Here is a 22,009-nt window from a genome sequence, read left to right on the forward strand (position 1 = left end):
GTCTATCAACCCTCGCGCAAGACTGTCAGCGGGCTGGCATTGAGCGCACGACGGGTGCCAAACACGCCGGCAGCGCCGATCAACAAGGCACCCACCAGCGGCAACACCAGCAGCCATGGATGCGGATGCCAAGGCAGGTCGAAGGCGTAACGGTAGAGCACCAGGCTCACCAGTTCCGAACCCAGGGCCGCGAGCAGGCCACTGACCGCGCCCAGCAGGCCGAACTCGATGCGCCGGGCCTTGACCAGCAGCGGCCGTTCGGCGCCCAGGGCTCGCAGCAGCGCGCCTTGGCGAATCCGTTCGTCCAGGGTGGCTTGCAGCCCGGAGAACAGCACGGCCATCCCTGCCGCCAACACAAACAACAACACATACTCCACGGCCAGGGTGACCTGGGCCAGGATGCTGCGCAGTTGTTCGAGAAGGGCTTCGACTTGCAGGATCGTCACCGCCGGGAAGGCTCGGGCCAGGTCGACAATCTGTTGATCGTGGCCGGCTGCCAGGTAGAAGCTGGTGAGGTAGGTGGCCGGTAGATCCTTCAGCGTGCCGGGCTGGAAGATCATGAAGAAGTTCGGCTGGAAGTTGTCCCAGTTGATCTCCCGCAGGCTGGTGACCTTCGCCTCACGGTTTGCACCGCCTACGCTGAAAACCAGGCGGTCCCCCAGTTTGATCTTGAGGTTGTCGGCCACTTTGCCTTCCACCGAAACCCCCGGAATATCGTCTGGTGGCTGCTGCGACCACCAGGTCCCGGCAGTGACGACGTTACCCGCCGGCAGGTCCGCAGCCCAAGTCAGGCTCAGGTCGCGCTGCAGCGCCCGGTCGCCGGCCGAGTCCTTGGTGACAAACTCCCTGGCCGGCTCGCCGTTGATGCTGATCAGCCGCCCCGGTACAACCGGGTAGAGCGGGGCCGATTGCGCCGACAACGCCAGCAGTTTGTCGGTGAAGGCCTGTTTGTCGTTGGGCAGGATGTTCAGGGCGAAATAGTTTGGGGCGTTTTTTGGCAACTGGTTTTGCCAGGTGTCCAGCAACTCGCCGCGCAACAGCGCGATCAACGCCATGGACAACAGAATCAGGCCGAATGCCAGCGCCTGGCCGGCCGCCGCCAAGGGATGGCGCAGCAACTGGCCGAGCCCGAGCCGCCAGGGCAGCGAGGCACGGGCGAGCATCCGGCGCAGGCTCTGGAGCAGTAGCAACAGCAGGCCGCCGAGTACCAGCGCTGCAACGACGCCACCACCGAGCAGGGCGAAGGTCAGCACCAGGTCCAGGCTCAGGCGCCACATGATCAGGCCAAGGGCCCCCAGTGCCGTGCCGTAGACTACCCAGGTGCTGGAGGGGATCGGCAGCATGTCCCGACGCAGCACGCGCAATGGCGGCACCCGTCCCAGCGCGGCCAGCGGCGGCAAGGCGAACCCCGCCAGCGCCACCAGCCCGGTGCCGATCCCGGCAATCGCCGGCAGCAGGCCACCCGGCGGTACGGTGGTGGGCAACAGGTCATGCAGCAGTGCGAACAGTCCCAACTGGGCGATCCAGCCGAGCAGGGCGCCACTGACGCTGGCCAGCAGGCCCAGCACCGTCAATTGCAAGCTGAACAGCACCATGGTTTCCCGGCGTGACAGACCCAGGCAGCGCAGCAGGGCGCTGGCATCGAAACGTCGGGTAGCAAAGCGATTGGCCGAGAGCGCGACGGCGACGCCGGATAACAACACGGCTACCAGGCTGGCCATGTTCAGGTAACGCTCGGCCTTGCCCAGGGCGCCACCGATCTGCCGGTTGCCGTCGCGGGCATCCTGCAAACGCTGGTTGGCCTCAAGGCCCGGTTTGATCAGGTCGCGGTAGGTTTGCAGTGCTGGCGCCGGACCGCGCCACAAGTCGCGATAGCTGACGCGGCTGCCGGGCTGCACCACGCCGGTGGCGTCCAGGTCCTTGAGGTTGATCAGAACCCGAGGCGTGAGACTGTAGAAATTGCCGGCGCGATCCGGCTCATAGGTCAAGACACGGCTCAGGCGCAAGGTCTTGTTGCCTACGTCGATGCTGTCCCCGATTTTCAGGTCCAGTGCCGTCAGCAGCCGTGCTTCGACCCAGGCCTCGCCAGGGTTCGGTCGCCCGCCGGTTTCTTCCGGGGCGAATGGTGCGGGGGCGCTTTTCAGCTCGCCGCGCAATGGGTAGGTGTCATCGGCAGCCTTGACGCTGGAAAGCTGAATGCCATTGTCGGTGGCGACAACGCTGGAGAATTCCACCACCTGGGCATGGTCCAGGCCCAGTTCGGTACCACTGCGGATCTGCTCGGAGCGGGCAGGCGAGCTGCCTTCGAGCAGCAGGTCGGCGCCGAGGAATTCGGTGGCGCGCATCATCATCGCGCCGTTGAGGCGGGCGCCGAAGTAACCGATGGCGGTACTCGCCGCCACCGCCACCAGCAGGGCAAAGAACAACACGCGCAGCTCGCCGGCGCGGGCGTCGCGCAACAATTGGCGGGCGGCGAGACTGAACAGGCGCAACAGCGGCAAGCGTGCCATCAAGGCTCCAGGGACGCGACCATTTGGCCGGCTTCAAGTCGGATCAGGCGCCGGCAACGATGGGCCAGGCGTTCATCATGGGTGACCAGCACCAGGGTCGTGCCGCTTTCCTTGTTCAGTTCGAACAGTAGATCGCTGATGCGCTCGCCGGTGTGGCTGTCGAGGTTGCCGGTGGGTTCGTCGGCAAACAGCACGTCGGGCTCGGCGGCAAAGGCGCGGGCAATTGCCACGCGTTGTTGTTCGCCGCCGGAGAGCTGGCGGGGCGAGTGGGTCAGGCGCTGCCCCAGGCCGACCCGCTGCAGTAATTCCGTGGCGCGTTCGCGGGCATCCTTGCGACCGTCCAGTTCCAGCGGCAGCATGACGTTTTCCAGTGCATTGAGGCTGTCGAGCAACTGGAACGACTGGAAGACAAAACCGACATGTTCGGCGCGGATCCGCGCACGTTGGTCTTCATCCAGCGCGCTGAGGGCTTGGCCGGCGAGCGTCACTTCACCGCTGCTGGGCAGGTCAAGGCCGGCCAGCAGGCCCAGGAGGGTGGATTTACCGGAACCGGACGCGCCGACGATGGCCAGGCTATCGCCTTTGTTCAGTTCCAGGCTGAGTTCGTGCAGGATGGTCAGTTCACCTTCCGCGCTGGGGACCACTTTGCTAAGGTCCGTCGCGGTGAGAATGCTTGAGCCCATGGAGAATCCGATGCGTGTGTGGTTTTTGAGTGCTGGCCTGGCCATGATGTGCATGGCCCAGAACGCAGCGGCGGGTACAGTCCTGATCGTTGGCGATAGTATCAGCGCGGCTTTCGGCCTGGATACCCGCCAAGGTTGGGTGTCGTTGCTCGAACAACGGCTCAAGGCCGAGGGTTTCGACGATAAGGTGGTCAATGCTTCTATCAGTGGCGACACCAGCGCAGGAGGCCAGGCGCGCCTGCCGGCGCTGCTTGCAGCCCATAAACCGGAGCTGGTGATACTGGAGCTCGGTGGTAACGATGGCTTGCGCGGACAGCTGCCAACACAATTGCAACAAAACCTTGCAGCGATGATCGACAGCTCTCGCGCCAGCGGTGCCAGGGTGCTATTGCTGGGCATGCAACTGCCGCCCAATTACGGACGGCGATACACCGATGCCTTCGCCCAGGTCTACAGCACCCTGGCAGAGGAGAAAAAAGTGCCGCTGGTGCCGTTTTTCCTCAAGGACATCGGTGGTGTTCCCGGCATGATGCAAGGCGATGGGTTGCACCCGTCCGTCGCGGCCCAGGGCAAGTTGCTGGAAAATGTCTGGCCGACGCTAAAACCGCTGCTTTGACGCTTTTCTACAGGCGGTCTTTCGGCTAATGTGGCGCCCCCGATTTGGAGCCACTGATGCCGCGTCCCGCCTGGTCCCTGTTTGCCTACCAACTGATCGAGCCTGACGAACAGCTGGACCTGTTCGCCTGTCAGGAAGTGCGGGTGCATCTGGTGACCCGGCAGTTGGAACTCGGAGGCTCGGCTGACCGTACCCTCTGCGGCAGCCTGCTACCGGCCCAGCCGCGCTGGTCGGGTGTTGATCGCAAGATATTCCAGGATCACCGCCTGTGTTCATTGTGTCGGGCGATTCTGGAGTCCCAGAAACGCGGCACTTCGCCAATCTGGCCAGAGCTGCGGTTCGAGTTGTAATCGCTCAGATGCCAAGCATGACCATGGGCCAGCTCCCGCAAGGGGTGTTTGCGGTGGATGCCAATTCTGTGAACGCTCCAGATAAACGTTCAGCCCTCCAAAATACTGTGCATCGGACGTATCATTGCCACCCTCCCCGAAATAACGGGTGGCGGTGTACAATCGCCTTTTTCATACCCTCTGTTCGATCTGCGAAGGATTTCTGGATGTTGCCGCGCTTGCCTGCCGTCGCCCGCTGCTTGTCTCTTGCCGCCCTGTGTATGGCGGGCCCCGTTGCTGCACTGGAGCTGCCCCTGCCACCGCCGGGTGAAGACATCATTGGCCAGGTGCAGGTCATCAAGGCCAAATACGAAGACACCTTCGCCGACCTGGGCACGACCTACGACCTGGGCTACAGCGAGATGGTCGCCGCCAACCCTGGGGTCGATCCCTGGTTGCCGGGGGCTGGCACCGAGATCGTGCTGCCAACCCGTTTCATCCTGCCCCCGGGCCCGCGCGAGGGCATTGTGATCAACCTCGCCGAGTACCGTCTCTACTACTTCCCCAAAGATCGGAACGTGGTCTACACCTTCCCCTTGGGGATTGGCCGTGAAGGTTGGGGATCGCCGATTGCCCACACCAGCATCATTGCCAAGACACCGAACCCGACCTGGACCCCGCCGGCCTCGATCAAGGCCGAACATGCCGCCGACGGTGACCCACTGCCGAATGTGGTGCCGGCCGGCCCCGATAACCCACTGGGTCCGTTCAAGTTCACCTTGGGTACCCCGGGCTACCTGATCCATGGTTCGAACAAAAAATTCGGTATCGGCATGCGCACCAGCCACGGCTGCTTCCGGATGTTCAACAACAACGTCCTGGAAATGGCCGGCATGGTGCCGGTGGGCACGTCGGTGCGTATTATCAACGACCCGTACAAGCTTGGTTTGAGCGGCGGCAAGGTTTACCTGGAAGCCCATACACCGCTGGACGACAATGGCAACCCGTCGGTGGTGGACAAGCACACCGCAGTGATCAACGCGATGCTCAAGCGTGAAGACATCACCAGCAACCTGCGCATGGACTGGAATGTGGTGCGTGATGTGGTGGCTGCCGAAGACGGCCTGCCGGTCGAGATCGCTGTTCCGAATACTTCGGCACCGATGGTCTCGAGCGCGCCGATCGACCTGCAGCAATAACGACACTCATTAGAACCCGTCGACGTTTCGCGATGTCGGCGGGTTTTTTATCGCCTGGGCAAGCACTAGGCAATAAAAAAGCCGACCCAAAAAATGGGTCGGCTCGATAACAATCCCGAAGGATTATTATTTGCGGCTAGCTTTGTCCAGCATGCGCAGAGCACGCTCGTTAGCTTCGTCAGCAGTCTGTTGTGCTTTTTGAGCAGCAGCCAGAGCTTCATCAGCTTTACGGTAAGCTTCGTCTGCACGAGCCTGGGAGCGAGCTGCTGCGTCTTCGGTAGCAGTCAGACGTGCTTCGGTTTCTTTCGATGCGCTGCTGCAACCGGTAGCCAGAACTGCGGCCAGGGCCAGAGCAGAGAATTTCAGAACGTTGTTCATCGTGTTCCCCTTCAAGGACTTTCTATTTAATGACTGTCTCCTCAGAGTGAGGAGTTAGCCGGCGTACATACTACCCATTACTTGTAGTAAGTAAACTGACGTAGCGCAAGAAGCAAAAAAATTGTAGGCGGTGATTCTTTTTCGAGCAACTTTTTTGGGTGTTGTTTAAAAAATATACAGCCTCAAGCCCATGGTAGGAGGGTGCTGATGAAGAAAAGTTCCGCTCGCGCATGAACACTTCCAGGCTGCGCTAAAGTCGCTGTTTATTGATTCGTCTACACTTTTGTACAAAATTTGTGCAGCCGCTCACGTATCTTTATTGGTATTGGCGGTGACTTTAATATGGAGCGCTCGTCTCAAGACTCAACAACTGGCGATGTTCAGCTATTGCGCCTTGGCCGATTACAGCGCGACGGTGGCGCTCAATCGATAAATCCGACAGGGTTGACCTCTCTAATGACAGGCATGCCTTGAGCATTTGCGTCATTGGTGCCTACTATTCACGACGTGCTCGGGTTTGAGCGGTTGAATTTTTGGCGCTCGGTGGCCAGGCAGGCACGGGGTGGCGTAGATGTTCCTTCGCCGGAAAAACATCGGTAAGGTAGGGGTCAGCATTCAGACCCGCGAGGAGTAGTGATGAGCGAGGCGTTGTCCATCCACCATGACCAGGCTGGTCATCAGTTCGAGACCAATGTGGACGGTCATCGTGCGTATCTGACCTATATGGACTTGGGCAAACAGACCCTGGATATTTATCGCACTTTCGTGCCCAACGCCTTGCGCGGCAGGGGCATTGCGGCGGCGTTGACCGAAAGGGCGCTGCAGTACGCCGAAGAAATGGGCTACACGGTAATCCCGTCCTGCTCCTACGTGGAGCGCTACATGGAGCGTCACCAGCGGCACGCGGCGAAGCTCTGACACCACGGATTCCCCAATAAAAAACGCCGGACTGAAAAGCCCGGCGTTTTTTTATGCGTTGACTTTGTTATGCGCTGAAGAAGGCCGATCAGCTGCGCTGACGCTTTGGCAGCACGTCCTTGAGTTTGGCGTGCATGCTGCGCAGGGTGTTCTCGGTCGCGCTCCAGTCGATGCAGGCATCGGTGATGGACACGCCGTACTGCAAGTCGGCGAGGTCTTTCGGGATCGCCTGGCAGCCCCAGTTCAGATGGCTTTCGACCATCAGGCCGATAATTGACTGGTTGCCTTCCAGGATCTGGTTGGCCACGTTCTCCATCACCAGCGGTTGCAGTGCCGGGTCCTTGTTGGAGTTGGCGTGGCTGCAATCGACCATGATGTTCGGCTTGATCTTGGCCTTGTCCAGCGCCTGTTCACACAGCGCGACGCTGACCGAGTCGTAGTTCGGCTTGCCGTTGCCACCGCGCAGCACCACGTGACCATAGGCGTTGCCCTTGGTGGTGACGATCGACACGCCGCCTTCCTGGTTGATGCCCAGGAAGCGGTGAGGGCTGGAAACCGACTGCAAGGCGTTGATCGCCACGGTGAGGCCGCCGTCGGTGCCGTTCTTGAAGCCCACGGCCGAAGACAGACCAGAGGCCATTTCACGGTGAGTCTGGGATTCGGTAGTGCGCGCGCCGATGGCCGACCAACTGATCAGGTCCTGCAAGTATTGCGGGGAGATCGGGTCCAGGGCTTCGGTGGCGGTGGGCAGGCCCATTTCGGCCAGGTCGAGCAGCAACTGGCGACCAATGTGCAGACCGTCCTGGATCTTGAAGGAGTCGTCCAGGTACGGGTCGTTGATCAGGCCTTTCCAACCAACGGTGGTCCGAGGCTTTTCGAAATACACCCGCATCACCAGATACAAGGTATCGCAGACTTCCGCCGCCAGCACTTTCAGGCGCTCGGCATATTCGTGGGCAGCCTTGATGTCATGGATCGAGCAAGGCCCTATGACCACGAATAGGCGATGGTCGGTGCCGTCGAGAATGTTGCGAATGACTTCCCGGCCCTTGGTCACGGTGCGCAGGGCAGCGTCGCTCAGGGGGATATCGCGCTTGAGCTGGTCAGGCGTGATGAGGGTCTCGTTGGAGGCGACGTTAAGGTCATTGATCGGTAAATCAGCCATCGTGTTACTCGTCAGGTCACGGGTGCCGGCCGCCAGCGATCCCCGCGCGGCGGTGCACAGCGGATATTAAGCGCGTCGGGGAGCCGAACCTTATCGCGTTACGAGGCTGCTCGACAATGGGCAGGTACGGGTTTAATTGTGGCGAGGGAGCTTGCTCGCGCTTGAGTACGCAGCGCTCACAAAAGAGGGCAAGCTCTCTCGCCACAGGTTTGTGATCCTATGCAATCAAGATTGCATGACATGCCGCCCACGTTGATAGTGTGCGGGGGCTGTCTACCAGAGGAGTTTCGATTATGCAGGCAGGCGTTAAACCGCGGATCGGGATGATCGGCACCGGGGCGATCGGCGGATTCTACGGCGTGATGCTGGCTCGCGCCGGTTTTGATGTGCACTTTTTTTTGTTGCGCAGCGAATTTGGTGCCGTGGCCGAAGGCGGTTTGCAGGTCGACAGCGCGGTTCACGGCGCGCTGACCCTCAACCCGGTCCAGGCGTATCGCTCGGCTGGCGATATGCCGCCTTGCGACTGGCTGCTGGTCGGTGCCAAGGCCACCAGCAATGCCGATCTTGCCCCGGCCATCATCCAGGCTGCTGCCGACGGTGCAAAAGTCCTGTTGCTGCAGAACGGCCTCGATGTCGAAGACGACCTTCGACCGTTGCTGCCCGATTCGCTGCACCTGTTAGGCGGCCTGTGCCTGATCTGCGTGCATCGTGTCGGCCCTGGCGTCATTGCCCACCAGGCCTTGGGGTCGGTCAATATGGGTTACCACAGTGGTCCTTGCAGTGATCAGGCGCAGTGCATGGCGATTGTCGAGGAGGGGGCGGGGTTGTTCCGCACCGCAGGTATCGACTCCCAGGCCATGCCTGACCTGCAGCAGGCACGCTGGCAGAAGCTGGTGTGGAATGTGCCGTACAACGGCCTTTCGGTGCTGCTGGGTGCCAGCACCACGCCGTTGATGGCCGACAGCCACAGCCGTGGTTTGATCCAGGCGCTGATGGGGGAAGTGGTGCGCGGCGCTCAGGCCTGCGGGCATCACATTGCGCCAGGCTACGCCGACTATCTGTTTGCGATGACCGAAAAAATGCCCGACTACTGGCCGAGCATGTATCACGATCATTCCCACAAGCGTGCGCTGGAGCTGGACGCGATCTACGGCCGGCCATTGGCGGCGGCGAAGGCGGCGGGGTGTGAGCTGCCGAAAATCGAAGCCTTGTATCAGGCGTTGGCGTTTATGGACCGACGTAACCGCTGAACGGGCAAAGGGGGGGCGACATGGCAAACAACATCGACGACAAACTGGTGCTGGCGATTTCGTCGCGGGCGCTGTTCGACTTGCGTGAAAGCCACAAGGTGTATCTGTCGAGCGGCGTCGAGGCCTATCGGCAATACCAGATCGAGCATGAAGACGAAGTCCTTGAACCCGGGGACGCGTTCGCCCTCGTGCAAAAACTGCTGAACCTCAACGAGCATCTGGGGCGTGCCCGGGTCGAGGTGATTCTGGTTTCACGCAACAGTGCCGACACCGGTCTGCGAGTGTTCAACTCGATTCATCATTATGGCCTGGCGATTTCCCGTGCAGCGTTCGTCGGCGGTCGCAGTCCTTACCCCTATCTCAAGGCGTTCGGCTGTGATCTTTTTCTGTCCACCCATGCCGAAGACGTGCGCAGCGCGCTGGACGCCGGATTTGCAGCGGCGACCATTTTGTCGGGCGGTGCCAGCCGCGCCGCCAGCGAAGAATTGCGCATTGCCTTCGACGGCGATGCGGTGCTGTTTTCCGATGAGTCGGAGCGTGTCTATCAGGCGGATGGCCTGGAAGCGTTCCAGGCCAGCGAGCGACAGGCCGCACGCGAGCCGCTGCGAGGCGGGCCGTTCAAGGGGTTCCTGGCGGCGCTCAATGCGCTGCAGCGTGAGTTTCCCGAAGACGCCTGTCCGATTCGTACGGCGCTGGTCACTGCCCGTTCGGCACCGGCCCACGAGCGGGTTATCCGCACGTTGCGCGAATGGGATATTCGTCTGGACGAGTCGCTGTTTCTCGGCGGCCTGACCAAATCGGCATTCCTCGAAGCCTTCGCCGCCGACGTGTTTTTCGATGACCAGACCGGCCACTGCGAACTGGCTCGCGAGGTAGTCGCTACGGGGCACGTGCCCCACGGTATCAGTAACGAAGTGAAGCCCTAACTGCCTGTTGTTCGGGGCGTTAAGCTGCACGTCGCGCTCCTCAAGGCACTGCTAAGCTGAATCAATCTCCGCCATTTTGGCACACGAGGAGGTCACATGATTCGTTCGATGCTGTACGCCACAGACTTGGGACTCTACGCCCCTTATGTGATGCAGCATGCCTTGGCGCTGGCACGGACGTTCGAAGCCGAGTTGTATGTAGTGCATGCGGTAGAACCGATGGGGCTGTTTGCCGAGTCGGTGTTGCAAAGCTATCTCGACGAACAGACGCTGAACGAATTTCATCGCCAGGGTCTGAATACGGTGATGGCCAATATCGAACAACGGGTACTCGACAGCTTTCGCGAGGAGCTGGGGGAGGGTCAGCAAGACTTGAAACTGATCAAGTCTGTCAGGGTTTACCAGGGCGACCCTTCCCAAGTCATTCTCGAACAGGCTGCGAAACTCTCTGTCGACTTGCTGATCGTAGGGAGTCATTGCCAAGGGGCAAACGGTGTAACCCCCTTGGGCAGAACCGCCGCACGGGTATTGCAGTTATCTCGGGTGCCGGTTTACCTGGTGCCGCTGGTACAGCGTCGGCGCCAGGGGGAGGCTTGAGGCTAAATGATGGCTTTTTATAAAAAGTTCTAGATTTATCAATACAACCATTCATATAGTTATATACCGTCGCTGATGCCCGTGGCGTCCAACTGCTTTGAGGGATACATATGAAGCTTCAACAACTGCGCTACATCTGGGAAGTGGCGCACCACGACCTCAACGTTTCCGCTACTGCCCAAAGTCTCTACACGTCGCAACCTGGCATCAGTAAGCAGATCCGCCTGTTGGAGGATGAGCTGGGTGTCGAAGTCTTCGCCCGCAGCGGCAAGCACCTGACCCGCGTCACCCCGGCCGGTGAGCGCATCATCACCACGGCTGGCGAGATTCTGCGCAAGGTCGAGAGCATCAAGCAGATCGCCCAGGAATTCTCCAACGAGAAAAAAGGCACCCTGTCGATCGCCACCACCCACACCCAGGCCCGTTATGCGTTGCCTCCGGTAATCAGTAACTTCATCAAGCAATACCCGGACGTGGCGCTGCACATGCACCAAGGCTCGCCGATGCAGATCGCCGAAATGGCCGCCGACGGCACCGTCGACTTCGCCATTGCCACCGAGGCCCTGGAATTGTTCGGGGATCTGGTGATGATGCCGTGTTATCGCTGGAACCGTTGTGTGGTCGTGCCCCAGGGGCATCCGTTGACCAAAGTGCCGAAGCTGACCCTCGAAGCCCTGGCCGAATACCCGATCGTGACGTACGTGTTCGGTTTCACGGGCCGCTCAAAACTCGACGAGGCCTTCAGCCATCGCGGCTTGACCCCGAAAGTGGTGTTCACCGCCGCTGACGCCGACGTGATCAAGACCTATGTTCGCCTCGGCCTGGGCGTGGGCATCGTCGCGAAAATGGCCGTCGATACCAAGCTCGACAATGATTTGGTGGTGCTGGATGCCAGCGAGTTGTTCGAGTCCAGCGTGACCAAGATCGGCTTCCGTCGCGGCACCTTCCTGCGTGGTTTCATGTGCGATTTCATCGAGAAGTTCGCCCCGCACTTGACTCGGGAAGTGATGGCCAAGGCCATCCAGTGCCACAACAAGCAGGAACTCGAAGAGCTGTTCGACGGTGTCGAACTGCCGGTGCACTGACAGCCTTTCTAGATCGCCTCGGTAACAGCGAACTGTTGCCGGGCGCCCGCCACGACGATCTCCACCTCATCCCCTTCGAATTTGCCCAGCAGGCCTCGGCCCAGTGGCGAGCGAGGGGTGATGACGGTGATCGGTTGCCCCACCAGTGAGACCTTCAACCCCGCCGCATCCGGCCCTAGAAACAGCCATTGCTGGCGACCGTCCTCATCCTCCAGGCCGATCAGCGTGCCGACCTGAATGCCGCGCTGTTCGTCGTATGGCCTTAGCGTCAGGTTTTGACAGAGGGCGAGGGCCTGGCGAATTTCCTCCACGCGCCTGGCTTGCCCGGCGGCTAGGTAAGAGGCTTCAAGGCCCAGGGTGTCGTATTTGTTCTCGGCAATGTTTTCTTCGTGGGTCGCCGTTTCGTAGGCGGTCTGCGCGGCGCGTTCGGCGATGTCGAGATCAATCTTGAGCTTGTCGAGAATCAACTGGTGGACGGTCTGTTTGTTCATGATCAATCGCAGAATTGCAAAACATTGGCGCGGCTTTTTTCGCTGGGCGCGTTCTGGTCCTGTTGCAGCCAGAACTGGCACTTGGGGTTGGACTGGTTGCGAGGGTTGCTGCGGGCCTGATCGAGGGCCTGCCGCTGTTCGTGCTTTTGCAGATTCTGCTGATACTGCTCGAACATGGGGGTTGGCGGCTCGGGGGGCGGTTGCATCGCCGGTTGCACCGCCGGTGGTTGCGCCAGCTGATGGATCGCTGCGGCCACTGGGGCCAGTGGTTCATTAAGCAGGAATTTTGACAGCAGCCAGCCGGTCAGAACGATAGCGAGGAACCCCAGCCACAGGCCCAAGGCAATGCTGACGGTCAATTGCAGGGCTGAAAGGCGCGGGGCAGGCGAGTGATCAGGCATGGCTGCTTCCTGGCAGAGTCATGGGTAGGCAGTGATTGTCGCATGAAGATTAATCGCCGTCGGCTCTTCTGCATCATTGGTTTAATGCGGGACAATCAGGCTTTTGCCACAGGGAGTCGGGAATGACCGTGCGCTGGGATATTTTTTGCACCGTCGTTGATAACTTTGGCGACATCGGCGTCACTTGGCGCCTGGCTCGGCAATTGGTGGCCGAGCACCGATGTGCGGTGCGGTTATGGGTGGATGACCTGCGGGCTTTCGAACGGCTGTGTCCCGAAATCGACATCGCGCTTTGCGAGCAATGGCAGCAGGGTGTGCACGTTTGCCACTGGCCCAAGGATTGGCCGTCCACCGAGGCCGCCGATGTGGTGATCGCCGCGTTTGCCTGCCAGTTGCCGAGCGCCTACATGGATGCGATGGCCGAGCGCCAGACACCGCCGTTGTGGATGAACCTCGATTACCTGAGCGCCGAGGATTGGGTGGTCGGTTGCCACGGATTACCGTCGGTCAAATATAAGCACGTGCAGAAGTATTTCTTTTTCCCCGGCTTTCAGGAGGGCACAGGCGGCTTGCTGCGTGAGGCCGGTCTTCAGGAGCGACGTCGGCAATTTCAACAGGATGGCGCGGCGCAACGCATTTTCCTGCAAGGATTGGGCGTCGATCGGACACCGGATGCGCGTCTGATCTCGCTCTTTGCCTATGAAAACGCCGGGTTGGCGAGTTGGTTCGACGCAATGGCAACCGATGCCCAGGCGTTTCATGTGCTGGTTCCCGAAGGGCGGGTGCTGGGCGATGTCGGGCGTTGGTTCGGGGTCGATGGCCTGAAGGTGGGTGACGTGTATCGACGCGGCGCCCTGACGGTGCAGGTGCTGCCGTTCATCCGGCAGGACCAGTACGATCAACTGTTATGGTGCTGCGATTTCAACGCGGTGCGCGGCGAAGATTCTTTCGTGCGTGCCCAATGGGCCGGCCGGCCGTTGCTCTGGCACATCTACCAGCAGGAAGAAGACGTTCACCTGGAAAAACTCGAGGCGTTTCTCAGGCTGTACACCCAGGGTCTTTCAGAGGCGGCGCAAAAAGCGATCAGCGGTCTTTGGCGGGCGTGGAATGCCGGCCAAGACATGAGCGAACACTGGAAAGCGAGCAGCGAACAGCAGCAGGAACTGGCCGAGCATGCCCAGGCGTGGTGTCTGGAACAGGCCTCTCGATCCGATCTTGCCGCAGCGCTGGTGAAGTTTTATGTAAATTGGATATGATACGCGGCCTAGATTTTTGTAAATCCCATCCAAATTCGGATATTCGCAATGAAAACTGGTAAAGAACTGAAACCCGGGACCGTGATCCGTCTCGAAAACGATCCTTGGCTGGTTCAGAAAGCTGAGTTCACCAAGTCGGGTCGTAACAGCGCGATCATGAAGACCAAGCTGAAGAACCTGCTGACCGGTTACAAGACCGAGATCGTCTACAGCGCCGACGACAAATTGGATGACGTGATCCTCGACCGCAAAGAAGCGACCCTGTCCTTCATCAGCGGCGACACCTACACGTTCATGGACACCACTGACTACACCATGTACGAGCTGAACGCCGAAGACATCGAAAGCGTTCTGCCTTTCGTTGAAGAAGGTATGACCGATGTTTGCGAAGCGATCTTCTTCGAAGAGCGTCTGGTTTCCGTGGAACTGCCGACCACCATCGTGCGTCAGGTTGACTACACCGAAGGTTCTGCTCGCGGCGACACTTCCGGCAAGGTCATGAAGCCTGCCAAACTGAAGAACGGTACCGAACTGTCGGTTGCTGACTTCATCGAAATCGGCGACATGATCGAGATCGATACCCGCGAAGGCGGTTCCTACAAAGGCCGCGCTAAATAAGCGAAGTCTTGTGTATGAAAAAGCCCGACCATTGAGTCGGGCTTTTTTGTGGGCAGGAGGAAGGCTGATCGTATCCACGGCTCCACGCTCCCGAGTGGGAACGATCAGCTTGGTCCTGAGTTTTATTTCAGGTGCTGCTTAAGCTCTTCAGACACCTGCAGCATTGCCGAACGCACCGTTGGCACTTGACTCACCACGTTGAGTAAACCATTGCTGAGTGTGTTCATGTGCATCTCCTAAGTGCAGTCCAGAGTCGGTGATTAAACAGTCACGTGCAGGCGCACATCGACGTTACCGCGGGTGGCGTTGGAGTACGGGCAGACCTGGTGCGCCGCATCCACTAGGCTTTTCGCGTCGGCCTGGTCCAGGCCTGGCAGACGGATGTGCAGGTCAATGTCGAGGCCAAAACCGCCGGGGATCTGGCCGATGCCGACATGAGCGGTAATCGAGGCGTCGTCCGGGATTTTGCGTTTGCTCTGGCTGGCGACGAATTTCAGGGCACCGATGAAGCAGGCCGAGTAGCCAGCCGCAAACAGTTGTTCAGGGTTGGTCGCTGCACCGCCTGCACCGCCGAGTTCCTTGGGCGTGGAGAGTTTGACGTCGAGGATGTTGTCGCTGGAAATCGCACGACCATCACGGCCGCCGGTGGAGGTTGCGATTGCGGTGTAGAGAGTTTGCATGGAGAGAGCCTCGTTTCTGGGTGGGGGTTATTGCGCAAAATGTTTGCGCGCTAAGTAGTTGTGAGCTGAATTTAGCTAGCAAATATTTAGCGCGCAATATAAATTTGAGGCGAATTTGATGAAAGAGGCTGAAAGGGCGTAATACCCCTGAGTTAGAGCCTTTCTAGAGTGTGAAAATTTGTTGAGCGATGGGCGAGTTGGGGATTAGAGGGTGGCAGGGCTGCCGCTATCGCGAGCACGCCCGCTCCCACAGAAAGTTTTCGGTGTGGCTGGAATCAGAGGTTGTCTTGCAAGTGGCTGCGCAGTGCTTGCAGGTCCAGTTGCAGCTTCTTCAGCTGTTCCAGGGTCTGGCCGCTGGCGGCGAGGATGCATTGGGGGATGTCGATGGCCTTTCCCCGCAGGGCGCGGCCTTGTTCGGTGAGTTCGACAATCACCACGCGTTCATCCTCACGGCTGCGGGTGCGACTCAGCAGGCCTTCGGCCTCCAGGCGCTTGAGCAGGGGGGTCAGCGAGCCGGGGTCGGTGAGCAGCCGAGTGCTGATTTCACCGACGGTCAATCCGTCCTTTTCCCACAACACCATCATCGCCAGATATTGCGGATAAGTCAGGCCCAGGGCTTGCAGCAATGGCTTGTAGACTTTGGTCATCAGCAGCGACGTGGAGTGCAGGGCGAAGCAGAGCTGATTGTCGAGCAACAGGGTTTCGCAGGCTTCGGGGGTGTCGCGCTGGGGGCTCATGGTAAAACCTTCAATCAATGATCGTGACGAATCTAGCGGGCGAACCTTTAATGCGCCAGATAATTCTGACGTTCTGATCAGATGTTACGTTCCCCCGCTGGCGCCGACTGCGTAGGATAAGCGCCCTGAGAAAGGGGGAATCGTTTGTGATCGAAACTGTGATGTTTCTGGTGTTCGGTGTCGTGTTGGGGACCTTGGGGGGATTGTTTGGGATCGGTGGCGGGCTGATCGCGATTCCGGTGTTAGGCGTGTGGTTTGGTCTTGACCAGCAACTCGCCCAAGGTACGGCCCTGGTGATGGTGGTTCCCAATGTCATGCTCGCGTTGTGGCGCTATCACCAGCGCAATCGCATCGAATTGCGCCATGTCCTGCCGCTGGCGTCCATGGGTTTTTGCTTTGCCTGGCTTGGCTCGGTCTGGGCCGTTGGCATCGACGCGCAAAGCATGCGAATCGGCTTCGTGGCGTTCCTGATCGCGCTGACAGCCTACAACCTTGTCCGAATGTTCGCTGCCACTGCACCGCCTTCGGCGCAGATGCGTTATGGCTGGCCATGGCTCGGCGTGTTGGGGGCGGTGTCAGGGACCATGGGCGGTCTGTTCGGTGTCGGCGGGGCCGTCGTCGCGACGCCGATCCTGACCAGTCTGTTCGGCACCACCCAGGTGGTTGCTCAAGGGCTGTCCCTCGCGCTGGCCTTGCCCAGTACCGGCGTGACCCTTGCCACCTATGCGTTTCACCATGAGGTGGACTGGAGTATCGGTCTACCGCTGGCCGCCGGTGGCCTGATGAGTATCAGCTGGGGGGTTAAAGTCGCCCACGCCCTGCCGGAACGGCTGCTGCGCGGGCTGTTCTGCGGCTTCCTGGTGCTGTGCGCGGTGTTGCTCGCCTTTAAAGTTTGAAGCCTTCGACGATGTGCTCGGCCATGCATTCGGTGATCGGCGATGGATTATGCAGATTTCGAATCAGCATGATGCTGGCCTCGGGCAGTTCCGGCAGATTTTGCGCCGCGCCCAGCACGCGCATGTCCGGGGTCAGCAGGCTTTCCAGTTGCGCGGTGATCGCCAGGCCCGCGCCCACCACCGCCATGATCGCCGACAGGCTGGAGCTGTTGTACGCCACGCGATAATCGCGGCCCATGGCATCCAGTGCATTACAGGCCCATTGCCGGCAGAAGCAGTCACTGTTGAACATCGCCAGCGGCAGTGGCGTTTGTTCATGAGTGTTGAAGCACGCGGCTTCGGCCCAGACAAAGCGTTCTTTGCGCAGCAACTGGCCGATTTCGTCCCCCGGTTTTCGGGTGACGATGGACAGGTCCATGTCCTGGCGCTGCAGCAACTGCTTGGACGATTCACAGTGCACTTCAATCTCGATCAGCGGATAGAACTGGGCGAAGCGCTGCAGGATCCCCGGTAGGAACCGCATCACATAATCATCCGGCGTGCCGATGCGTACCGTGCCGACCATGTGCGGCTCGCGCAGGGTATTGAACACCTCGCTGTGCAGCTTGAGGATCCGCCGGGCGTAACCCAGCAACACCTGGCCTTCGGCGGTGAGCTTGACCTGGCGCCCGTCACGCTCGAACAGCCGCCGCTGCAATACATCTTCCTCCAGCCGCTTCATCTGCATGCTGACGGCGGACTGGGTGCGATTGACCAGTTCACCGGCCCGGGTGAAACCGCCCTGGTCGGCGATGGCGACAAAGGTACGCAGCACTTCCGTATCGATGCTCGGGTAACTCGACAATTGATCAATCTCCGAGATGTATTGCATAAGAAACATTCGTTGGATTGATCTTATCGTTAGCGCGAGACTTCAACCATCCCCAACGGAGGACAACACGATGAAAGGTCAAAAAGGATATTTACTGATAGAGAAACTCTCGTCCCACGGGTTTTCGATCGGTGCTCTGCTACACAAGTTTAGCCGCTGGTACGAATTGCACCACGAGCGCGAATTGCTCGCCGGAATGAGCGACGAGGCGCTCAAAGATATCGGTGTCACCCGTGCTGATGTGGAGCAAGAAGTGGTTCGGCCATTCTGGGATGACCCAATGCACAAATGAGCCATTCTTTCCTACACAAACCCCTTAATGGTGAGGTAGGTTGCGAGCAGACAAGGAGATCTCCATGCCCGCGACTGTGTCCTTTACCCTCAAACAGGCCCGGCGTCTGGCGTTGGCCGCCCAAGGATTCGATGGGCGGCTGCCGCTGGCTTCGGTACAACCTGCGCGCCTCAACCGTCTGATCGAACGCCTCGGCGTCTTGCAGATCGACTCAGTCAATGCGCTTGTGCGCTCGCACTACCTCCCGCTATTTTCCCGCCTCGGTCACTACAATCCCGATTTGCTCGATCAAGCGGCCTGGAGCCAGGGTCGACGTCGAACGCTGTTTGAATATTGGGGCCATGAAGCGTCGTTGCTGCCGATATCGATGTATCCGCTGATGCGCTGGCGCATGATCCGTGCGTCCCGTGGCGAGGGTATTTACCAGCAGTTGGCGCGTTTCGGTCATGAGCGCCAGGACGTCATTCGCCGCGTCCTGGCTTCGGTCCGGGAGCAGGGCGCCATTGGCGCGGGCAGCTTGTCCACGCGCCAGGAAAAGGCCGGGCCCTGGTGGGACTGGAGCGCCGAAAAGCATGCGCTGGAATGGCTGTTCGCCGCGGGGGAAGTCACGGTGGCGGGGCGGCGTGGCTTCGAGCGGCTCTACGACTTGCCGCAGCGGGTGCTCCCGGCTTCAATCCTGCAACAACCGCTGCCAGACGAGGCCCAGGCGCAGCGTGCCTTGCTGCTGCATGCTGCCGAGGCCTTGGGAGTCGCTACCGAGAAAGACTTGCGCGACTACTTTCGCCTCGATCCGGCCGACAGCCGTGGGCGACTGGTCGAGTTGGAGGAGGCCGGTGAATTGTTGCGCTGCCAGGTGCAAGGCTGGAAGCAACCGGCCTGGTGCCGACCCACCGTGAAAATCCCGCGCAAAGTGGCGGCCAGCGCCTTACTGTCGCCGTTCGATTCGCTGGTCTGGGAGCGCAGCCGTACCGAGCGGCTGTTCGATTTCCGTTATCGATTGGAGATCTACACGCCTGCCCCCAAGCGGGTGTATGGCTACTACGTGTTGCCGTTTCTGCACAACGAACGCATCGCGGCTCGCGTGGATCTGCGGGCGGAGCGGGCCTTGGGCCGACTGGCGGTGCATGCCGTGCACGAGGAAGAACCGGGGCTGGACGAGGAGGGGATGCACGCCTTGGCGATGAACCTGCGGCGCATGGCCGACTGGCTGGGGTTGGCGCGGGTACAGCTTAATTGCCAGCGGGTGGGTGGGGCTCGGTTGGCGGTGGCATTGGCTGAGATCGGTGGTGACTGATGCACCGCTATCGCGAGCAGGCTCGCTCCCACATTGACCGTGGTGTTCACAAATGTTGTGTTCACCAGAGATCAACAGTGGGAGCGAGCCTGCTCGCGATGACAATTTAACAGGCGATGAAGAGCCTACTGACTCACCGCCGAACCTGCTTCAACGTCTCGGCAATCAAGAACGCCAGTTCCAGCGATTGATCGGCATTCATCCGCGGGTCGCAGTGGGTGTGGTAGCGGTCCGATAGCCTGTCCTCGGTGATCGGTCGCGCACCGCCAATACACTCGGTGACGTTTTGCCCGGTCATTTCGATGTGAATGCCGCCGGCATAGGTGCCTTCGGCTTCGTGGACCTGGAAGAATTGCTTCACTTCGCCGAGGATCTGCGCGAAATCCCGGGTCTTGTAGCCGCTGCTGGCCTTGATGGTGTTGCCGTGCATCGGGTCGGAGCTCCACAGCACCTGTTTACCTTCACGCTGCACGGCGCGCAGCAGCGGCGGCAAGTGATCGCCGACCTTGTTCGCGCCCATCCGCGCAATCAGGTTCAGTCGGCCCGGGTCGTTGTCCGGGTTGAGCACGTCGATCAGGCGGATCAGATCGTCCGGGTTCATGCTCGGGCCCACCTTGACCCCGATCGGATTGTTCACCCCGCGCAGGAATTCGACATGGGCACCGTCCAACTGACGGGTGCGGTCGCCGATCCACAGCATGTGGGCCGAACAGTCGTAGTAATCGTTGGTCAGGCTGTCACGGCGCACGAAGGCTTCTTCGTAATTGAGCAGCAGTGCTTCGTGGGCCGTGAAGAAACTGGTCTCGCGCAGTTGCGGCGAACTGTCCATGCCGCAGGCGCGCATGAACGCCAGGGTTTCGTCGATACGGTCGGCCAGGTGGCTGTACTTTTGCGCCAGGGCCGAGTTGGCGATGAAATCCAGGTTCCACTTGTGCACCTGGTGCAGATCGGCGAACCCGCCCTGGGCGAAGGCTCGCAACAGGTTCAATGTGGCGGTGGACTGGTGGTAAGACTGCAACAACCGTTCAGGGTCCGGAACGCGGCTTTTCTCGTCGAAGCCGATGCCATTGACGATGTCGCCCCGGTAGGCTGGCAGGGTCACGCCGTCGATGGTTTCATCAAAGGCCGAGCGCGGCTTGGCGAATTGCCCGGCCATGCGCCCGACCTTGACCACCGGGCAACCGGCGGCAAAGGTCATGACGATCGCCATTTGCAGCAACACCTTGAAGGTGTCGCGGATCTTCGCCGCCGAGAACTCGGCAAAGCTTTCGGCGCAGTCGCCACCCTGCAGCAAGAAGGCCCGGCCCTGGGTCACCTCGGCGAACTGACGGCGCAACTCCCGGGCTTCACCGGCAAACACCAGTGGCGGATAACTGGCCAGGGTCTGCTCCACCTGCAGCAGATGCGCCGCGTCGGGATAACGGGGTTGCTGCTGGATCGGCAGGGTGCGCCAGCTGTCAGGGCTCCAGGGTTGGCTCATCATGATCTCTAGGTGGTTTACGCTCGGACCGCCATGTTATCAGCAAATTAGTGCGTGACCTGTTTGCGTCGCTTCGCGGACAATTGCGCCTTTGCTCAGTTTGCGCATAGGTTCAGCGCGTTGTCGCAGCCCGTCCGACAACCACCAGGAGATGAAATGACAGAGGAGCGCGTCGAGCATTTGCTCGCCGAGGTGCACGACGAGTTCGGCATGATCCGAGTATTCGAAGTGGCCGATTACCGGTTTCTTGAGTTCGGCGATGCCATCGAGCAGAGCTGCGTGTTTACGGCCGATCCGAGCTGGCTCGAATACGATTACACCCGCGCCATGTTGATCGGTGCGTTGTGCCACGAGCAGCCGGAGAGCGCGCTGTTCCTGGGGTTGGGCGCCGGTACGCTGACCCAGGCCTGCCTCAAGTTCCTGCCGCTGGAAGACGTCGAGGCCATCGAACTGCGTCCCGATGTGCCGCGCCTGGCGATTGAATACCTGGGGCTGGACGACGATCCGCGGCTGTATATCCGTGTCGGCGATGCCTTGGAACTGCTTGAAACCGCCGAGCCTGCGGACCTGATCTTCGTCGACCTCTATACCGATGTGGGCCCTGGCGTCGGGCACCTGGCCTGGGGCTTTCTGGAAAACTGCCAGAAGCGCCTCAACCCCGGCGGCTGGCTGGTGATCAACCAATGGGCCACCGACGACGGCAAGCCATTGGGCGCGGCTCTGTTGCGCGGCTTGTACCATCGGCACTATTGGGAACTGCCGGTGAAGGAGGGCAACGTGATCCTGCTCGTGCCGTCGGACCTGGAGCAGGCGCTGGACATGGAAGGGCTGGTCGAGCGAGCCGAAGGGCTGGCACCGCGATTGGGTTATTCGTTGCAGTCGTTGATCAAGGCGATCCGGCCGGCGACCTGACCCAAGTTCAGGGTGACAACCCCCTGTGGGAGCAAAGCTTGCTCGCGATGAACACAACTCGGTGTCTGCGGGAATCGCGGTGTCTGAATCGCCAGCAAGCTTTGCTCCCACAGGTAAAGATGAATCGTTTTAGCATCCCGCCCCCACAGGCTCGGCCCTTTGCGAAACAGACGGTGTTGCGATGATTCCCAAAACCTATGGCAGAGAGCCACTTATCAGGACTCTGCGATAAAAAAAGCTCCCTTTTCGGGCGAATTCCGGTATAGTGCGCGCCGGCCTTTAGCCGGGCCGCGTCAAGGTAGCGCAATTCCCCGAAGCCAGCTTCGGTTGCATGTCCGCACAACGGATGCTTCCATGATGTTCTTTTTCATTCATTCGTTTTCGCAAATCCCCGCCGACAAAGCAGCCAGGGCGACTCTTGAGTC

The 22,009-nt window shown here is 60.1% G+C and carries 24 protein-coding genes; 14 read left to right on the forward strand and 10 right to left on the reverse strand.

What is annotated here, in order from left to right; translation table 11 throughout:
* Nucleotides 1-5: 5 nt before the first annotated feature.
* Both ACA047_RS09465 and ACA047_RS09470 read right to left on the reverse strand, forming a co-directional pair.
* Nucleotides 6-2,510, reverse strand: a complete 2,505-nt coding sequence (locus ACA047_RS09465) for an ABC transporter permease (protein WP_497358702.1) — start codon at nucleotides 2,508-2,510, stop codon at nucleotides 6-8.
* On the reverse strand, nucleotides 2,510-3,193 hold the full coding sequence (locus ACA047_RS09470; RefSeq protein WP_497358704.1) for an ABC transporter ATP-binding protein: 684 nt from the start codon (nucleotides 3,191-3,193) through the stop codon (nucleotides 2,510-2,512). The genes ACA047_RS09465 and ACA047_RS09470 overlap by 1 nt, the downstream gene beginning before the upstream one ends.
* Before the next feature lie 10 nt (nucleotides 3,194-3,203).
* Here ACA047_RS09470 and ACA047_RS09475 point away from each other — a divergent pair, with 10 nt between their 5' ends.
* From ACA047_RS09475 to ACA047_RS09485, 3 genes are all read left to right on the forward strand, one after another.
* A complete protein-coding gene (locus ACA047_RS09475) occupies nucleotides 3,204-3,809 on the forward strand; it encodes an arylesterase (RefSeq protein WP_497358706.1) in 606 nt (201 codons plus the stop codon).
* Nucleotides 3,810-3,865: 56 nt separating this feature from the next.
* On the forward strand, nucleotides 3,866-4,159 hold the full coding sequence (locus tag ACA047_RS09480; RefSeq protein ID WP_003183788.1) for a hypothetical protein: 294 nt from the start codon (nucleotides 3,866-3,868) through the stop codon (nucleotides 4,157-4,159).
* A 206-nt stretch (nucleotides 4,160-4,365) separates the two neighbouring features.
* Nucleotides 4,366-5,337 carry a L,D-transpeptidase family protein gene (locus tag ACA047_RS09485; RefSeq protein WP_497358708.1) on the forward strand — a complete coding sequence of 324 codons (972 nt, stop codon included), beginning with the start codon at nucleotides 4,366-4,368 and terminating at the stop codon, nucleotides 5,335-5,337.
* A 126-nt stretch (nucleotides 5,338-5,463) separates the two neighbouring features.
* Here ACA047_RS09485 and oprI read toward each other — a convergent pair whose 3' ends face one another.
* On the reverse strand, nucleotides 5,464-5,715 hold the full coding sequence (gene oprI, locus ACA047_RS09490; protein WP_003199355.1) for an outer membrane lipoprotei OprI: 252 nt from the start codon (nucleotides 5,713-5,715) through the stop codon (nucleotides 5,464-5,466).
* A gap of 636 nt (nucleotides 5,716-6,351) precedes the next feature.
* Here oprI and ACA047_RS09495 point away from each other — a divergent pair.
* Nucleotides 6,352-6,633 carry a GNAT family N-acetyltransferase gene (locus tag ACA047_RS09495; RefSeq protein WP_003183779.1) on the forward strand — a complete coding sequence of 94 codons (282 nt, stop codon included), beginning with the start codon at nucleotides 6,352-6,354 and terminating at the stop codon, nucleotides 6,631-6,633.
* An 88-nt stretch (nucleotides 6,634-6,721) separates the two neighbouring features.
* Here ACA047_RS09495 and ACA047_RS09500 read toward each other — a convergent pair whose 3' ends face one another.
* Nucleotides 6,722-7,798 carry a 3-deoxy-7-phosphoheptulonate synthase gene (locus tag ACA047_RS09500; RefSeq protein ID WP_497358710.1) on the reverse strand — a complete coding sequence of 359 codons (1,077 nt, stop codon included), beginning with the start codon at nucleotides 7,796-7,798 and terminating at the stop codon, nucleotides 6,722-6,724.
* A gap of 293 nt (nucleotides 7,799-8,091) precedes the next feature.
* Between ACA047_RS09500 and ACA047_RS09505 the strand changes: the two genes are divergently transcribed.
* From ACA047_RS09505 to cysB, 4 genes are all read left to right on the forward strand, one after another.
* On the forward strand, nucleotides 8,092-9,048 hold the full coding sequence (locus tag ACA047_RS09505) for a putative 2-dehydropantoate 2-reductase (protein WP_497358712.1): 957 nt from the start codon (nucleotides 8,092-8,094) through the stop codon (nucleotides 9,046-9,048).
* Nucleotides 9,049-9,068: 20 nt separating this feature from the next.
* Nucleotides 9,069-9,974 carry a 5'-nucleotidase gene (locus ACA047_RS09510; protein WP_497358714.1) on the forward strand — a complete coding sequence of 302 codons (906 nt, stop codon included), beginning with the start codon at nucleotides 9,069-9,071 and terminating at the stop codon, nucleotides 9,972-9,974.
* A gap of 96 nt (nucleotides 9,975-10,070) precedes the next feature.
* On the forward strand, nucleotides 10,071-10,571 hold the full coding sequence (locus ACA047_RS09515; RefSeq protein WP_497358716.1) for a universal stress protein: 501 nt from the start codon (nucleotides 10,071-10,073) through the stop codon (nucleotides 10,569-10,571).
* A gap of 110 nt (nucleotides 10,572-10,681) precedes the next feature.
* Complete coding sequence (cysB, locus tag ACA047_RS09520) at nucleotides 10,682-11,656, forward strand: HTH-type transcriptional regulator CysB (protein ID WP_497358718.1); 975 nt, start codon at nucleotides 10,682-10,684, stop codon at nucleotides 11,654-11,656.
* Between the two features lie 8 nt (nucleotides 11,657-11,664).
* Here cysB and ACA047_RS09525 read toward each other — a convergent pair whose 3' ends face one another.
* Nucleotides 11,665-12,147 carry a GreA/GreB family elongation factor gene (locus ACA047_RS09525; protein ID WP_025212614.1) on the reverse strand — a complete coding sequence of 161 codons (483 nt, stop codon included), beginning with the start codon at nucleotides 12,145-12,147 and terminating at the stop codon, nucleotides 11,665-11,667.
* Between the two features lie 2 nt (nucleotides 12,148-12,149).
* Complete coding sequence (locus ACA047_RS09530; protein ID WP_497358720.1) at nucleotides 12,150-12,548, reverse strand: hypothetical protein; 399 nt, start codon at nucleotides 12,546-12,548, stop codon at nucleotides 12,150-12,152.
* Between the two features lie 122 nt (nucleotides 12,549-12,670).
* On the opposite strand from ACA047_RS09530, the gene earP reads away from it, so the two are divergent.
* Nucleotides 12,671-13,804: an elongation factor P maturation arginine rhamnosyltransferase EarP gene (earP, locus tag ACA047_RS09535; protein ID WP_497358722.1), complete on the forward strand. Its 1,134-nt coding sequence runs from the start codon at nucleotides 12,671-12,673 to the stop codon at nucleotides 13,802-13,804.
* A 48-nt stretch (nucleotides 13,805-13,852) separates the two neighbouring features.
* The gene (locus tag ACA047_RS09540) at nucleotides 13,853-14,422 is read left to right on the forward strand and encodes an elongation factor P (RefSeq protein ID WP_160388943.1); all 570 of its coding nucleotides are present in this window, start codon (nucleotides 13,853-13,855) and stop codon (nucleotides 14,420-14,422) included.
* A gap of 260 nt (nucleotides 14,423-14,682) precedes the next feature.
* Here the strand turns inward: ACA047_RS09540 and ACA047_RS09545 are convergent, their stop codons facing one another.
* A complete protein-coding gene (locus ACA047_RS09545; protein WP_497358723.1) occupies nucleotides 14,683-15,102 on the reverse strand; it encodes an organic hydroperoxide resistance protein in 420 nt (139 codons plus the stop codon).
* A 275-nt stretch (nucleotides 15,103-15,377) separates the two neighbouring features.
* Nucleotides 15,378-15,839 (reverse strand): MarR family winged helix-turn-helix transcriptional regulator, encoded by a 462-nt coding sequence (locus ACA047_RS09550; RefSeq protein WP_497358725.1) that lies wholly within the window; start codon nucleotides 15,837-15,839, stop codon nucleotides 15,378-15,380.
* 161 nt (nucleotides 15,840-16,000) lie between these two features.
* On the opposite strand from ACA047_RS09550, the gene ACA047_RS09555 reads away from it, so the two are divergent.
* A complete protein-coding gene (locus ACA047_RS09555) occupies nucleotides 16,001-16,735 on the forward strand; it encodes a sulfite exporter TauE/SafE family protein (protein ID WP_497360281.1) in 735 nt (244 codons plus the stop codon).
* Here the strand turns inward: ACA047_RS09555 and ACA047_RS09560 are convergent.
* Nucleotides 16,725-17,579: a LysR substrate-binding domain-containing protein gene (locus ACA047_RS09560; RefSeq protein WP_497360283.1), complete on the reverse strand. Its 855-nt coding sequence runs from the start codon at nucleotides 17,577-17,579 to the stop codon at nucleotides 16,725-16,727. The genes ACA047_RS09555 and ACA047_RS09560 overlap by 11 nt on opposite strands.
* 97 nt (nucleotides 17,580-17,676) lie before the next feature.
* On the opposite strand from ACA047_RS09560, the gene ACA047_RS09565 reads away from it, so the two are divergent.
* Nucleotides 17,677-17,898, forward strand: a complete 222-nt coding sequence (locus ACA047_RS09565) for a DUF1127 domain-containing protein (protein ID WP_497358727.1) — start codon at nucleotides 17,677-17,679, stop codon at nucleotides 17,896-17,898.
* Nucleotides 17,899-17,962: 64 nt separating this feature from the next.
* Nucleotides 17,963-19,192 carry a winged helix-turn-helix domain-containing protein gene (locus ACA047_RS09570; protein ID WP_497358728.1) on the forward strand — a complete coding sequence of 410 codons (1,230 nt, stop codon included), beginning with the start codon at nucleotides 17,963-17,965 and terminating at the stop codon, nucleotides 19,190-19,192.
* Nucleotides 19,193-19,325: 133 nt separating this feature from the next.
* Here ACA047_RS09570 and ACA047_RS09575 read toward each other — a convergent pair whose 3' ends face one another.
* On the reverse strand, nucleotides 19,326-20,672 hold the full coding sequence (locus ACA047_RS09575) for a class II 3-deoxy-7-phosphoheptulonate synthase (RefSeq protein ID WP_497358730.1): 1,347 nt from the start codon (nucleotides 20,670-20,672) through the stop codon (nucleotides 19,326-19,328).
* A 156-nt stretch (nucleotides 20,673-20,828) separates the two neighbouring features.
* On the opposite strand from ACA047_RS09575, the gene ACA047_RS09580 reads away from it, so the two are divergent.
* On the forward strand, nucleotides 20,829-21,584 hold the full coding sequence (locus ACA047_RS09580) for a spermidine synthase (protein WP_497358732.1): 756 nt from the start codon (nucleotides 20,829-20,831) through the stop codon (nucleotides 21,582-21,584).
* Nucleotides 21,585-22,009: the final 425 nt, after the last annotated feature.

The organism is Pseudomonas sp. LBUM1664, from assembly GCF_059695895.1.

Excerpts from the sequence above, each read along its gene's own strand:
- ACA047_RS09465 (WP_497358702.1), bottom strand. The coding sequence starts at position 2,510 with ATGGCACGCTTGCCGCTGTTGCGCCTGTTCAGTCTCGCCGCCCGCCAA.
- ACA047_RS09470 (WP_497358704.1), bottom strand. The coding sequence starts at position 3,193 with ATGGGCTCAAGCATTCTCACCGCGACGGACCTTAGCAAAGTGGTCCCC.
- ACA047_RS09475 (WP_497358706.1), top strand. The coding sequence starts at position 3,204 with ATGCGTGTGTGGTTTTTGAGTGCTGGCCTGGCCATGATGTGCATGGCC.
- ACA047_RS09480 (WP_003183788.1), top strand. The coding sequence starts at position 3,866 with ATGCCGCGTCCCGCCTGGTCCCTGTTTGCCTACCAACTGATCGAGCCT.
- ACA047_RS09485 (WP_497358708.1), top strand. The coding sequence starts at position 4,366 with ATGTTGCCGCGCTTGCCTGCCGTCGCCCGCTGCTTGTCTCTTGCCGCC.
- oprI (WP_003199355.1), bottom strand. The coding sequence starts at position 5,715 with ATGAACAACGTTCTGAAATTCTCTGCTCTGGCCCTGGCCGCAGTTCTG.
- ACA047_RS09495 (WP_003183779.1), top strand. The coding sequence starts at position 6,352 with ATGAGCGAGGCGTTGTCCATCCACCATGACCAGGCTGGTCATCAGTTC.
- ACA047_RS09500 (WP_497358710.1), bottom strand. The coding sequence starts at position 7,798 with ATGGCTGATTTACCGATCAATGACCTTAACGTCGCCTCCAACGAGACC.
- ACA047_RS09505 (WP_497358712.1), top strand. The coding sequence starts at position 8,092 with ATGCAGGCAGGCGTTAAACCGCGGATCGGGATGATCGGCACCGGGGCG.
- ACA047_RS09510 (WP_497358714.1), top strand. The coding sequence starts at position 9,069 with ATGGCAAACAACATCGACGACAAACTGGTGCTGGCGATTTCGTCGCGG.
- ACA047_RS09515 (WP_497358716.1), top strand. The coding sequence starts at position 10,071 with ATGATTCGTTCGATGCTGTACGCCACAGACTTGGGACTCTACGCCCCT.
- cysB (WP_497358718.1), top strand. The coding sequence starts at position 10,682 with ATGAAGCTTCAACAACTGCGCTACATCTGGGAAGTGGCGCACCACGAC.
- ACA047_RS09525 (WP_025212614.1), bottom strand. The coding sequence starts at position 12,147 with ATGAACAAACAGACCGTCCACCAGTTGATTCTCGACAAGCTCAAGATT.
- ACA047_RS09530 (WP_497358720.1), bottom strand. The coding sequence starts at position 12,548 with ATGCCTGATCACTCGCCTGCCCCGCGCCTTTCAGCCCTGCAATTGACC.
- earP (WP_497358722.1), top strand. The coding sequence starts at position 12,671 with ATGACCGTGCGCTGGGATATTTTTTGCACCGTCGTTGATAACTTTGGC.
- ACA047_RS09540 (WP_160388943.1), top strand. The coding sequence starts at position 13,853 with ATGAAAACTGGTAAAGAACTGAAACCCGGGACCGTGATCCGTCTCGAA.
- ACA047_RS09545 (WP_497358723.1), bottom strand. The coding sequence starts at position 15,102 with ATGCAAACTCTCTACACCGCAATCGCAACCTCCACCGGCGGCCGTGAT.
- ACA047_RS09550 (WP_497358725.1), bottom strand. The coding sequence starts at position 15,839 with ATGAGCCCCCAGCGCGACACCCCCGAAGCCTGCGAAACCCTGTTGCTC.
- ACA047_RS09555 (WP_497360281.1), top strand. The coding sequence starts at position 16,001 with ATGTTTCTGGTGTTCGGTGTCGTGTTGGGGACCTTGGGGGGATTGTTT.
- ACA047_RS09565 (WP_497358727.1), top strand. The coding sequence starts at position 17,677 with ATGAAAGGTCAAAAAGGATATTTACTGATAGAGAAACTCTCGTCCCAC.
- ACA047_RS09570 (WP_497358728.1), top strand. The coding sequence starts at position 17,963 with ATGCCCGCGACTGTGTCCTTTACCCTCAAACAGGCCCGGCGTCTGGCG.
- ACA047_RS09575 (WP_497358730.1), bottom strand. The coding sequence starts at position 20,672 with ATGAGCCAACCCTGGAGCCCTGACAGCTGGCGCACCCTGCCGATCCAG.
- ACA047_RS09580 (WP_497358732.1), top strand. The coding sequence starts at position 20,829 with ATGACAGAGGAGCGCGTCGAGCATTTGCTCGCCGAGGTGCACGACGAG.